This window comes from Pseudarthrobacter sp. BIM B-2242 (assembly GCF_014764445.1).
Taxonomy (GTDB): domain Bacteria; phylum Actinomycetota; class Actinomycetes; order Actinomycetales; family Micrococcaceae; genus Arthrobacter; species Arthrobacter luteus_A.
The window spans coordinates 160,239-172,278 of the sequence record NZ_CP061722.1; the positions used below are offsets into that span (position 1 = coordinate 160,239).

The following is a 12,040-nucleotide window of genomic DNA, read 5'->3' on the forward strand; positions in this document are numbered from 1 at the left end:
CTCCTATAGGCATACCTCCCCCTGGTCGGTCTGGTCGCCCATCGCCCAAAAACCGCGCCAGCACTGGGAAGCAGGGGTGGTCATTGGGTCGGTCACTGGTCGGTCACGATGGCCATAGGGTTTTCGGGCCCTCGGTGCGCATTCAGGGCCCGGGCCGCACACAGGACAGGCATGAGCAGCCACGCATTCAACTCCGCCCTCCATCCCCGGTCCACCGACGGAACCTTCACCGCCACCACCCACTCGGACGAGGTGCCGTCCCTGACCGCCGGGTCCCGTGCCCTGACCCGCGAGGAGCTCGTCATCACCGGTCAGGCTGCACCCTCCAGCCCCGTCCTGTCCGAGGTCACGCGGATGGCCCACCACAGCCGCCGGCACATGGCCGAAGCCATCAAGGCCCACGACACGGTGATGCTCACGGCCGCCGCGGCCCATGTCCGGGAGGCAGTCCCCGGTGCCAGGGAGGTCCGGCTGCGCGCCACCCGCATCGGTGACCAGCAGATGGTGCCTACCTTCGTGCGGACAGCGGATGACGACTTCATCGGGGCGAACTACTACAAAGGCCCGAACGCGGATTGGGCCCGCCGCACGGTCGAGGGTGCTGACCCCGGATCACTGACCGACGCCCTGGCCGGGATCACCGCGAACAGTGAGATTTGGGACACAGACCCCCGCTGCGATTACGACCTATCCACCGAGGAGCACATCATCTATCTGGACGGCCGGCGGCGCCAGGAGCACTAACAGGAGGGTCCTTCGGGGCCCTCCTCCCGTTTCCGGACCTCAGAGACACCAGGCTTCACAAAATGTCCAATTTCCGTCTGGCGAAATAACCTGCGACGATTTGCACATGTCCAACTATTCCTACGGGGATCCGCATACGGGTGCCCCCGGCGAGCTGGGCGCGCCGCTGGACTCCGAAGCCCCTGAAGCCCCTGGCGCGTCACTGGCCAGGCGACTGAACCTGCTGCTGGACGCAGCAGAGGCCGAAGGCCGCCGCGTCGCGTATAACGACATCCGTGACGCGATGAAGGAAGCAGGCACGCCTCTCTCCCGCGGCCGCTGGCACTACATGCGCAACGGCACCGGGCCGGAAGTCAAGAAGCCTGAGCTGCTGCGCAACCTCGCCCGGTTCTTCGGTGTCAACGAGGACTACCTGCTCGAAGAGAGCGAAGAGCTGCCCGCACGGGTCGAGGCCCAGATGGAGCTTCTGGCGACCATGAAGGCCAACAAGGTGCGCAACTTCGCCGCCCGCCAGCTGGACGGCCTCACGCCCGAAACGCTGCTGCAGATCCGGGACATCATCGACGAGCATCTCGCCAACGGTTCCGAATCATCACTTAATCGCGCCTGACCTGCGCTGATACCCTGCTAGGCTTCACGCGGAGCTTGGGGGCTCCGCGTCCTGCACACTCACGAGAACTGCTCTAAACCCATGATCAACGAAGCGGCACGCGCCAAGGCGCGCGAAGCTGAAGAAGCTTTGAATCTCCCAGACCCCGTCACCCTGGGGTCCATCCAGGAGCACCTTGAAAAGCTCCGCGGGCGCAAAATCACCATCCAGCCGATGAAGAGCGCACCGACCGACAAGGTCTGCGGCCTGTGGTTCGGCCTCGACGACATGGACCTGATCCTCCACGCTCCGGCTGTGACGGTCGTCCATCGGCAGCAGATCATCCTGCACGAGTTCGCCCACATGATCCTGCGCCACCGGCAGGAAGTCGTCTCCCCCGAACTGACCAAGGTCTTCTTTCCCGACCTCGCCCCGGACCGGGTCGTCACCGCCCTGAAGCGCTCCGACTTCCTGGACGAATTCGAAGTCACCGCTGAACTTCTCGCTGACCGGCTTGCAGCCCGGATCCGGCTGGCAGCCAACCGCCGGAACGCGCAGCCGAGGAACTTCGGAGCCATCTTCGGATGAGCCTTTTCCTGGTCATGACCCTTGCCTTGTTCGGCCTGGCCGCGGCAAGGGTAAAGCCTCTCCGCGCCAACGGCAGGGACGACGTGTTCGCCGCAGCCATGTTCGCCGGCGTCTCGACTCTGCTGGTGGACACACGGGTCTACTTTGTCGTGGACCAGGTCCTGGGCGGAGTGAACGTCACCAAACTGCTCATCAACTCCCTTATGGTGGTCGGCCTCTGGTACCTGCACTGTGCCGCACTCAGTGCCATGTCCCCCGCCGACACCCGGCCGGCCTGGCTTCGGACCATGCCGCTGTGGCTGAACCTGGCTCTGCAGCCCGTCTTCTTCGTCCTGGCCGGGCTGACGCCGACGAACCCTGTCTGGACCGGAACGCACCCCAACCGCATCGCCTCGGCGCTGTTCTCGATGCTGACGCTCATCTTCATCGCCTGGGCCTGCGGCAAGATCGCCTGGGTGTGCCTCCGCTACGTTCCCCGGATGCGCCAGTCGTTCCGCGTCGGGTTCTCCATGGTCGGCCTGGGGTGTGCGCTGACCCTTCCGATCATGGCGGAAATGATCCTGGGTGAGATCCACCAGGCCTTCCCGTCGGCGCCGAGCGCTCTCGGACTGCCAACCCATCTGCTGGAAATGATCGCGATTGTCCTGGTCGGCGTCGGCCTGACCATTCCACCGGTCGCCGGCCGGATCAGCACCCGGCGCACCTCACGGCGCCTGGAAGAAGCCCTCATCAGGGTGGCCGCCATCCGTGACAAGACCTTGCAGGTCGAAGGCGGCAACCGCAGCCTGCTGTCCACTGACCACGACAACCCGCACGAAAACCTACACCGGATGATCGTCGAGATCTGGGACGCCGAACTCGCAGCCGGACGGAACGGATCACGGCTGAGCACCGAAGACCGCGACTACATGCTCCTGGTTGAGTCGGAGCTGGGCAGGGTCCTTTGAGATTCACCGGCACCCACCCCACCCGGATGGTGCAGCACGAGGACGGGGACCTGTTCGACCTCTACCGGCGGATCGTCCTGTTCGACTTCCACCAGGAAATCCGCGCCGGCTTCTTCCTCTCGTACTACCGGAACTTCGCCATCCCCTCCATCGCGAGGACCCTGGTCGGCCGCGGTGAGATGCAGGCACGGCCCATGAAGCGGTCCTACGACACCGGGATTGTGATCCACGAGATCATCGCCAATGGCTTCGACAGTGACCGCGGTCAGCAGATGGTCGAGCTCCTGCGCCGCGTACACCGGGGTGTGCCGGGCACGTCCGAGGACTTCCTGTACGTGCTCATGACCCTGCTGGTCCTGCCGTTGCGCTGGGTGGACCGTCACGGCTGGCGAAAGCTGACGCCCCGGGAGGAGCAAGCTGCCGTGGCCTTCTATGCCGAGCTGGGTGCCCGCATGGGACTGGCGCCGGCACCGGCCACTTTCGCTGACGCGGAGAAGTTCCTGGACGACTACGAGGCGCGGCACATGGGTCCCAGCCCGGAAGGCGCGCAGCTGCTCGAAGCCACCGTAGCGGCCCTGAAGAACCGGCTCCCGCGGCCCCTGCACCGGTTCACCGGCACCGTCCTGGCCCTCATGATGGACAAGCCGGAGGTGGCCCTGGCACTGGGACTGAAGCCTTCCCCGGCTTGGCTGCGGATACCGTTCGATACCATCCTGCGGGTCCGTGCCCTCCGTACGCGGATGCAGCCGCTGCCGGCCAGCCCCTCCTTCGTCTCCGGCGGCCCGGTGTCCCACTACCCGGACGGCTACACCCTCGACATGATCGGGCCCCACTCCTAGTCCTCTGGCCGCTTTGCCGCACACACAAGGGCATGACGTTCACACCAGCCCGCCAGCCTGAAGGCATCCCCACCGGAGGCCAGTTCGCGGCCGCCGCCCACTCCGACGCCGTTGCCTCCCTGCAGCCGACGCACACCATCTACACAGCCCCGTTGACCGGGACGATCGAGCTGAAGACCGCCAGCTTCGATACACTTCCGGAATGGCCCGCAGATCTTCCTGAACCGGAGGTGTCCTTCGACTTCAGCGGCGGCAAGTGCGAAACGTACGTCACCGTCGACAACCAGGTCATGACCTTCTGGGAGTCCGACAGCGACGGCATCATCAACAACACGTACAACGGCGAGAACCCATGGGAAGAGTTCGACGAGGAAGACCAGGAGAAGGCCCTCGAATGGGGAAAGCAGGTCCACAGGCGGATCGACTCCTCCACGTACGGCATCATGATCGAAGCCTGCACGAAAACGGACATGCGGGACATCATCCTCGCCCAGGGACTGGGCAAGGACCCCGCCCCGGAGCCGGCGGCTCCGGACCTGACCAGCACGCCCGTCCGGGATGCCTACCTGTTGGAGGCTGAGGCACGCCTCGCGCAAGCCGTCCAGGAGATCCAGGGCGTTTACATGATCGGCGCAGCCCAGGAGCTGCGCAAGGACTTCCCCGCCATCGACTCGTTTGAGCTCACCGCAGGCGGCAAGGGCCTGGAAATAGCGGCGGCCTGGGACGCCGACGGCAACGAGATCGACCGCAGCACCGTCCAGGCGGCGGACCGGGAAGTGTTCCGCTACCGGAATGAGGACGACTTCAACACCTTCCTGGACGGACGGACCATCACGGTCGAGGAGGCGATCAGCTTCCGGCCCGGCGCCTGAGCCTCCACATGAGAGCCCTGCCCCGTCCCCGGGTCGGGGCTCTTGTGCGTCCTGGCCCTGATGCCGCACACAGAAAGGCATGACGTTCAACCCATCCCGCCAGCCCGAAGGCATTCCCACCGGAGGCCAGTTCGCGGCCACCGCCCACTCCGACAATGTCCCCGCCCTGGCGGGAATTCCGGCAGCGCCCGTTGATCCATCAGTGAGCCCCACGACGCCGTGGCGGCCCTACGTCATTACCGAGGACGAGGACGGCGCCCTGCATTACGACGACGTCACTGCCGACTGGGAAATGCAGCACAAGGAACCGCGGACCCGCTCCGAGATCCGTCAGGCCCTCTCCTGCCCGCGCCTTGCCGGCCGGCAGGGCCGTGTCGTCGACCTCGGCTTCGTGACCTCGCGCAGGAACTCCACCATGGATGACGACTACGACGTCGTGGGCCCCGAGTCCGGCGCACCCCTGGTCATCCGCGTCAACGACGGCTTCCACCGCCTGCACGTCCGCTCCGGCAACGTCCAGATCGAAGTCAAAAACGGCTTCGGCGGCGGCACCACCATCCACGGCGGCGACGTCGGCGTGGTGGTCGACGGACAGAACAAGTACTTCGTCGAGACCCACGGCCAGGCCCGGGCCCGGATCGCGATGTCCACCGAATCCAGGGTCCGCGTCTGGGCCCAAAGCACCTCGGCCGCCTACGTCACCGGCGGCGGGGACCGCTGCAGCCTCACCGCCTACGACGGCGCCACGATCAACCAGGACGGGCCCGAAGAGAACCGGCTGCACGTCCGCCGTCCCGAACTCGAGAAGGAAGGCTGGGCATGAGCACCAAGCAGTCACGTCAACCCGAAGGCATCCCCACCGGCGGCCAGTTCGCCACCACACCCCACAGCGAGCCGGCCGTCGCCCTGGTTGCCTCATCCGGGCACCAGGCGTCCCTGGCCGAAATGGGTGCCGCGGCCCGGGCCGGCATCCCGTACTCCTCGGCACAGCACATCGCCGGGCTTCTGAGGAAGAGCCCCGAAGCGGTCTACGACGAGAACGTCGCCACGCTGGCCGCAGCGAACGGCTGCACCTACGAGGACATCCACGGCATCCACCGTGTCTTCAACGAGGGTGAACGGCCGCTGGTCGTCACCGGAACCGGGGATGACCTCCCGGACCAGCTCACCGCGGCCGGCCTGACCGGGGAGCTCTCTCCGTACACCGGAGACAACCCTGACATCGAGGACGGCGCCTGGGCCTACAAGTCACCCACCGGGCGGGAGCTCGTGCTCAGCCGCACCGCCGACGGCGGCTTCATGGTCTGGCACGAAGACCGTTACGACGAGGACTCCTTCCATCTGGAGACCGCACCGGAGGACGTCACCCCGGAATCCAGCGTCGAGTCCGTCAAGAGCGCCCTCTGGAGCCTTGCCGTCACCGACGCGAACTCCGGCTCGCCCACCCCCCTGTCCAGCGGGGACTTCTACGAGCTGCGCGACGTGCATCTGGAACAGAACAGCAAGGGCGAAACCTATGCCGAGATCATCGCCAGCAACGACGACGGTATATGGACCACGGTGACCCACAACTTCAGCACCGGCGCCACCACGGTGGACCGCGATGGAGACCGGCTGACCGGGGTAGCCGCAGACTGGGAGATGGCCGCCGTCTTCGAAGGACTGCACAGCGAACCGGATAACGGCGACTTCGACGCCCACGCCAAGACCGTGTTCGGCAACCTTCTCACCCAGGCCGCCTCTGACGAGGACGCAACCCTCTGGGCTGTCCAGCTCGCACAGAAGAAGGCCGGCCAATGAGTCAGCTCCGCCAACCGGAGGGGATCCCGGCCGGCGGGCAGTTCGCCGCTGCCGCCCACAGCGAGCCGGGGCTGTCTCTGGCGGTCCTGCCAGACTCCTGCATCGGCTACGGCGACGTCATCTCGGAGACCGTGGACGAGGACGGCGCGGAGCGGGTCGTGACCGCAATGACCTCCACCCCGGAGTTCGATGAGCAGCTGCGCAGCCACCTTGGCATTACGGAGCTGGCACCGGTGCAGGTGAGCTACGAGGTGGTCTATTACGACGGCGATGAAGGCCAGGTGTACGTGGCCTCCTGCGCCGGCAAACAGGCGACTTCACACAGCCGGAGCACCCTCCTGAAACAGATCACCTCACCGAAAGAGACTGCCCGATGACCATGTCACGCCAGCCCGAAGGAATCCCCATCGGCGGCCAGTTCGCCGCGCCCCTTCATTCTGAGTCTCCGACGAGTTTGACGGGCACAATGGGTGGCGTGTCAAAACTTCCCATCTTCACGCCGGATAGGCTGCAGCGCCTTGCTCCCTTCAAAGAGGTCGAACGGACTGCATCACGGATCGAGTCCCTAAAAGAGCGGCCCTTGAGAAATTTCGCTGCCATCAGAAGGGCAAATGAAGACCTGGAAGTGAAGGAAGGAAGGCTTGCTATCGTCCAGGGCCTTCTCACGGCAAATGAAGAATGGCACAGAAAGAACCCCACGGTGCCGTCGTGGGCCCACGCTGCAGATGAGGGGGCAAATGCTCTTTACTCGGATCTCCGCGAATTGGACATCGTCGCGGAGAAGACAACCGTGTCTCCGGGATACGAGCGGGCGAAACAGGCTCTGCACTACTCGCAGCTTGATGATGCAGAGCGCGCAATACTCATCAATTACTTTCACTCCCACAAGCCTCATGATGGAGACGACCACTTGTCCCCCGGGGATGCCTATTGGCCCACGCAGAGGCTCCTCGATCGGGTGGCATCAAAGCTTCCGCCGATGAGCAGCCCGGTAACAGTGTGGCGAGGGGAGATTCTCACTACCAACCGGTTCGCCACCAGCGGGACCAAGCAGAACAATGTCGACCGAATAAACCGTCTGATGAACCTAAACCCGGGTGACTCCCTCACTTGGGACAGCTGCGTGGCCACGTCACTGCAAATGCGCCTCGCAGCGAAATACGACTTCTGCTTCCCCAGACACCCCGAAGATTTCCAGCGCAGCGTCACTTGGGACGGAAGCAACGATGTTGAGCACTCAGTCCTGTTTGAGATGGAGACGGACCGCGGAGTGTTCATCGACAGAGGTCTTGCTTCGGCAGCGCCAGTGAACGAAGACGAGATTCTATTGCCCCAGCACATGGAATTCACTGTTCTTGGGCACTGGCAGATGGACGCGGAGCGCGCCGATCGGGAAGCCAATAAGGCTATTCACGTCATCAAATTGAAGCTGAAATCACAAGGCACCTAGGCATCTGTCTCCTAGGGCAGGGAGGCCGCACACAGAAGGGCATGACGTTCACACCAGCCCGCCAGCCCGAAGGAATCCCCATCGGCGGCCAGTTCGCCGCCAGCGCCCACTCCGAACCCGACGTTGCCCTCGGATCCCCCGGGCACGCCCGCCTGGTGCTGCCCAAGGACCCGTTCCTGGGCCGGCACGCCGGCTGCCCCGAACCGCGCCCGGCGGAGTGGGTGTTCGGCCGTGACGAGTGCGTTGACGCGGCCGTCGGCACCGTCATGGACGGTCCGCTCTCCCGCGGCGTGGTGAACGCCCAGCGGCGGATCGCCTTCCATGCCTGGGATGAGTGGGCCACCGCCCGCGCCCACGAAACCAAGGATCCTGCCTACCAGGAGTTCCTGTACGGGCTGCGCACCGGGGTCGCGGCGCTGTACGAGCGGCGCATGGACCACTACGACCCGTCCCTGGACCGGTTCAAGCCCGGCGGAACCCCGGCATACACGGCCGACCACGCCCTGCAGATCTCCGGCACCAAGCGGGCGTCCGCCGAGGACCGGGAACACTGGCGCAAGCTGCTGAAGCACACGCCGTCCGATGCCTGGCACCGGGGCCACCTCGCAGCCGGTCTGGTGCTCAGTGGAGCCGACGGCTACTGGGGTCTGCGGGACGATCCCGACGCCGCAGTCCACGGGCCCGAGGACATTGAACCTGACGACGATGCGCTTGACGACGTGGACGACTCCAACCAGATCTTCGACTTCGAGGTCATGGGTGAGGAGGGGCTGGCCAGCTACAGCGTCGACAACCTCGGCGGCGGCAGCTACAGCATGTACGCCGAGGACGGGACCAGCATCGAGTTCGAGCACCACGGCGACCCGGAGGACCACTACGGCATCCAGGACAAGGCCACGGCAGCCCTCAAGGCCCGCGGCATCATCGACGACGACGCCTGGACGTCCTGACCCACCGAAAAAGAGAAGGACCCCGGCACGATCGCCGGGGTCCTTCTTTGGCTATTGCCTTCGGTCAGAGCCTGCTGAGCAGTTCGGCCCGCTTCGACTCGTACTCCTCATCGCTGACCAGGCCCTGCTCCTTGAGCCGGGACAGGTCCTCAATCTGGGATGCGACAGATGGCGCCGGTGCGACGGCCGCCGGCCGGTTGTTGCCGATGGACCGGACAATGATGCCCGCCAGAATCATGATGATGCCCAGGACAATCAGGATCCATGTCGGGACAGCCGCCGCAGCGATACTGTCCTTGCAGTCGGAAGCTGCCCCGCCGAACGAGCCCTGCAGGGTGTCGTACAACTCGGCCACCCTGCTCTTCGGGCTGAAGACGCTGCCGCACATGCCGCCGGTCTTCACGGAGCCGACGATGATACCGATGATGGACATGGCCAGGCCGATGACCACCAGCCAGATCCAGCCCCTGCGCTTCGGCTGTGTGATGTTCCCGGACAAGATTTCCCCCCAATGTTTTCTTAATGATGTCGAGGGAATCATATCCGCACGGAATCCCCGCCGGCCGCACACAGGGAGGCATGACTGACACCATTGTGCGCCAGCCGCACGGAATCCCCGCCGGCGGCCAATTCGCACCCACCGCCCACGCCGAATCCGACATCTCCATCGGTTCTTCTCCGGCCACCGCCGCCCTCGGCAAGTACCAGGTCTCCGCACCGGCGCTCCACGCCGCCCGCGAAGTGTGGGCCGCCGTGAAGAACGAACGGGAGGACTACGCAATCCACGAAGCAGCATGTGACTGGGCCCGGGACCGCGGCTACGAAGCGGAAACCTGGGACACCTACGAGCACGCAGACCAGGCACATGGAACCGGGGTCGTCCTGGTTCACAGCTGGGGCGCGGCGGTAACCCTCTCCGGCCAGGGCATCCGGAACTTCTCCGTTGACCTCGACGGGGACGGTGACTCCCTTGACAAGGGTGATGATGACGGCTCCATCGCCCCTGTCACCTTCATCTACATTCCGGCCGCCGGCGACTGACCTGCTGCCGCTTTTCGCCGGCAGCCGCACACATAAGGGTGTGTTCACCTGCGCTGCCGCCGCCCGCCGTTCACCGGGCCGGCGGCAGCGCGTTCCCGTACGACCTGAAAGCGCCTGATGTCCCTCGCTGTTCCGACCACCGCCACCGCACCGAGCACCGACGAAAAGCAGCTCCCGACCTTTGAAGACACGGGGGTTCCGTACCGCGAGCAGCCCATGGTCTCGCATTTCCTGGGCCGGGCCCTGGATGTCCTGGTTGTCGGCGGCGCCACGGCCGCCGTCATGCTCAGCCTCTATGCCGTCGGCAGCACCGCCATGCCTGCCTTCGATGCCTGGCAGGGCTCTGTCCTCCTGCTCGCGGTCATGTTGTCCGCCACCTTCCTGTACGGCTGCCTCGCAGGCACTGCAGGAACCCTCGGTGATCTCGTTACGGGGATGCGCACTGTCCGGCGTACAGACGGCAGCCGGCCCGGCTTTTGGGTCGGCGGTCTCCGCGCCCTGGGATGGCTGCTCAACATCGTCTTTGTCGTCATGCTCAGCGACACCGGCGGTGTCGAATCCAGGTTCGTTGCCGTACGCCGCGATTCCTTGTCCGCACGGGCGGCATCGTGACGGCGGCCAAGCCGGCGCGCACAAAATCCGTACTCGAGCTGCTGGGAGACGGACGCACCAGAGGGCTGGAGCGCTACCACGCAGCCCGCTACGGCAGACCGTCACTCCTGGAGCGAATCCTCACGAGGTGGGCGCGCAAGTGACCCCGACCGAGGCTGCCGAAACCCCGAAGTACCAATCAACCCAAAACCGATCAAGGGAGAAATCATGACCACCGAACCGAACCGCGTCGACGCCGGCGTCCCCACAGGAGGCCAGTTCGCCGCCAAGATCAAGAGCGACGATGTGCCCTCCCTGGTCCGCCCCGAAGGCGAAGCAGCACTGCTGGGTTTCCTGGCCAACCGTGACCTGGTCCGTGAACGCCGGGAGCGCCTCTACGAACAGAAGGCGGCCCTTGACCGCCAGGCATCCCAGATGGCCGTCCGCGGCCTCGCCGTAACCCTCTTGAAGAGGTACCCCGACGCCGCCGTCCTGCGCATCGCCGAGAACGAGAACGAAAACGGCTGCTACCAGGCCGTCAAGCTCGAAGCCGCCGACGGGACCGTCCTGAAGGATCAGGCAGATGAAGACTGGCTGTACGAGTCCGCAGTGAACGGCACCGAGGTCCAGGAGTTCGTGGACGACCTGAGCCTGGATGACAGCTCATGGATGTCGGGCATCGCCACCAGCACCACCCGCAAGCACGACTTCAAGTCCGCAGCGATCGACCTCCGGGCCGCCGCAGCTCCGATCCCCTACGACCCGGACCAGGACGACATCACCAAGCGGCCTCTGAGCGAGGAGGAGCAGGAACTCCTGGTCAAGGCCGCACGTGCCGGCGTCAGCGAGCTGGAGGATCGGGTGGGCGAACGGTCGGGCGATTACACCCGCCAAGAGCTGCAAGAACTGTCGGACGAGGTTGACGCGCTCAACAAGCTCCTCTGACCGGTATCACCAGGAAGGGCCCGCACAGCGAACTGCGCGGGCCCTTCTGCGTCCCCTGCTAGGGCGGGATCCCAATGTCCCATGTGTGCCGTGCCGCGGTCCAGAGCCGGCCGCACACAGATTGGCATGAGCAAAGAACCCAGCCGCGTTGACGCCGGCGTCCCTGCCGGCGGCCAGTTCGCCAAGACCGCCCATTCCGACACTGTCCCCACCCTGGACGTTGCAGCCGAGAAGACCGCCACGGAACAGTTCGCCGCCTACCTCGAGTCCGAGGCTGTGATCAGCCGGCACCGGGAACAGGCCGAAGCCCTGGACAAGGTGCACCAGATCAAATCGCTGCGCTGCCTCTCGGCGGCCATCCTCGCCAAGCACCCGGACGCCGCGACCCTGGAGATCACCGAGAACGAGGACGGCGAAAACCAGTACGACCTCATCTCCGTCACGGCCGCCGACGGCACCGTCCTGGAAGGTGAAGACATCGACGAGGACTGGGGCGAGGAACTGGCGTTCGATGACGGACCCGACCTGCAGGGGCTGCTCTATGCCCTCGACCTCAAGGACGACGCGTGGGCGGCAGGGGTCGCAGAATTCGATGGGAAGGACCGCCGGTACACGCGGCGGGCCACGATTGACCTGAAGGCCGCAGTCAACGCCCCACTGCCCCAGTAAGCCTGACTGGCGACG

General features: G+C 65.3%; 16 protein-coding genes. 15 read left to right on the plus strand and 1 reads right to left on the minus strand.

Annotated elements, in window-relative coordinates; genetic code table 11:
* Positions 1–171 precede the first annotated feature (171 nt).
* The 11 genes from IDT60_RS21285 (at position 172) to IDT60_RS21335 (ending at position 8,779) form a co-directional block, all read left to right on the plus strand.
* Positions 172–744: a hypothetical protein gene (locus tag IDT60_RS21285; RefSeq protein WP_191082506.1), complete on the plus strand. Its 573-nt coding sequence runs from the start codon at positions 172–174 to the stop codon at positions 742–744.
* A gap of 106 nt (positions 745–850) precedes the next feature.
* Positions 851–1,354 (plus strand): hypothetical protein, encoded by a 504-nt coding sequence (locus IDT60_RS21290; protein WP_223884074.1) that lies wholly within the window; start codon positions 851–853, stop codon positions 1,352–1,354.
* An 81-nt stretch (positions 1,355–1,435) separates the two neighbouring features.
* A complete protein-coding gene (locus IDT60_RS21295) occupies positions 1,436–1,921 on the plus strand; it encodes a hypothetical protein (RefSeq protein ID WP_191082507.1) in 486 nt (161 codons plus the stop codon).
* Positions 1,918–2,868 (plus strand): hypothetical protein, encoded by a 951-nt coding sequence (locus tag IDT60_RS21300; protein ID WP_191082508.1) that lies wholly within the window; start codon positions 1,918–1,920, stop codon positions 2,866–2,868. The genes IDT60_RS21295 and IDT60_RS21300 overlap by 4 nt, the downstream gene beginning before the upstream one ends.
* A complete protein-coding gene (locus tag IDT60_RS21305) occupies positions 2,865–3,707 on the plus strand; it encodes an oxygenase MpaB family protein (RefSeq protein ID WP_223884075.1) in 843 nt (280 codons plus the stop codon). Before IDT60_RS21300 ends, IDT60_RS21305 begins: the two co-directional genes overlap by 4 nt.
* Positions 3,708–3,739: 32 nt before the next feature.
* Positions 3,740–4,579 (plus strand): hypothetical protein, encoded by an 840-nt coding sequence (locus tag IDT60_RS21310; protein ID WP_191082509.1) that lies wholly within the window; start codon positions 3,740–3,742, stop codon positions 4,577–4,579.
* A gap of 79 nt (positions 4,580–4,658) precedes the next feature.
* Positions 4,659–5,402, plus strand: coding sequence for a hypothetical protein (locus tag IDT60_RS21315; RefSeq protein ID WP_191082510.1), 744 nt, complete (start codon positions 4,659–4,661; stop codon positions 5,400–5,402).
* A complete protein-coding gene (locus IDT60_RS21320; RefSeq protein WP_191082511.1) occupies positions 5,399–6,379 on the plus strand; it encodes a hypothetical protein in 981 nt (326 codons plus the stop codon). The genes IDT60_RS21315 and IDT60_RS21320 overlap by 4 nt, the downstream gene beginning before the upstream one ends.
* On the plus strand, positions 6,376–6,756 hold the full coding sequence (locus IDT60_RS21325) for a hypothetical protein (protein WP_191082512.1): 381 nt from the start codon (positions 6,376–6,378) through the stop codon (positions 6,754–6,756). Before IDT60_RS21320 ends, IDT60_RS21325 begins: the two co-directional genes overlap by 4 nt.
* Positions 6,757–6,854: 98 nt before the next feature.
* Positions 6,855–7,829: a hypothetical protein gene (locus tag IDT60_RS21330; RefSeq protein WP_191082513.1), complete on the plus strand. Its 975-nt coding sequence runs from the start codon at positions 6,855–6,857 to the stop codon at positions 7,827–7,829.
* Between the two features lie 41 nt (positions 7,830–7,870).
* Entirely contained in the window at positions 7,871–8,779 is a 909-nt protein-coding gene (locus tag IDT60_RS21335) for a hypothetical protein (protein WP_191082514.1), read from the plus strand.
* Between the two features lie 64 nt (positions 8,780–8,843).
* Here the strand turns inward: IDT60_RS21335 and IDT60_RS21340 are convergent, their stop codons facing one another.
* Positions 8,844–9,278, minus strand: a complete 435-nt coding sequence (locus IDT60_RS21340; RefSeq protein WP_191082515.1) for an SHOCT domain-containing protein — start codon at positions 9,276–9,278, stop codon at positions 8,844–8,846.
* 80 nt (positions 9,279–9,358) lie between these two features.
* Here IDT60_RS21340 and IDT60_RS21345 point away from each other — a divergent pair, with 80 nt between their 5' ends.
* The 4 genes from IDT60_RS21345 to IDT60_RS21360 all read left to right on the plus strand — a co-directional run bounded on the left by IDT60_RS21345 (position 9,359) and on the right by IDT60_RS21360 (position 12,025).
* Entirely contained in the window at positions 9,359–9,820 is a 462-nt protein-coding gene (locus IDT60_RS21345; RefSeq protein WP_191082516.1) for a hypothetical protein, read from the plus strand.
* A 117-nt stretch (positions 9,821–9,937) separates the two neighbouring features.
* Positions 9,938–10,432, plus strand: coding sequence for an RDD family protein (locus IDT60_RS21350; RefSeq protein ID WP_191082517.1), 495 nt, complete (start codon positions 9,938–9,940; stop codon positions 10,430–10,432).
* Positions 10,433–10,639: 207 nt separating this feature from the next.
* Positions 10,640–11,356, plus strand: a complete 717-nt coding sequence (locus IDT60_RS21355) for a hypothetical protein (RefSeq protein WP_191082518.1) — start codon at positions 10,640–10,642, stop codon at positions 11,354–11,356.
* 126 nt (positions 11,357–11,482) lie between these two features.
* Complete coding sequence (locus tag IDT60_RS21360) at positions 11,483–12,025, plus strand: hypothetical protein (protein WP_191082519.1); 543 nt, start codon at positions 11,483–11,485, stop codon at positions 12,023–12,025.
* Positions 12,026–12,040 lie beyond the last annotated feature (15 nt).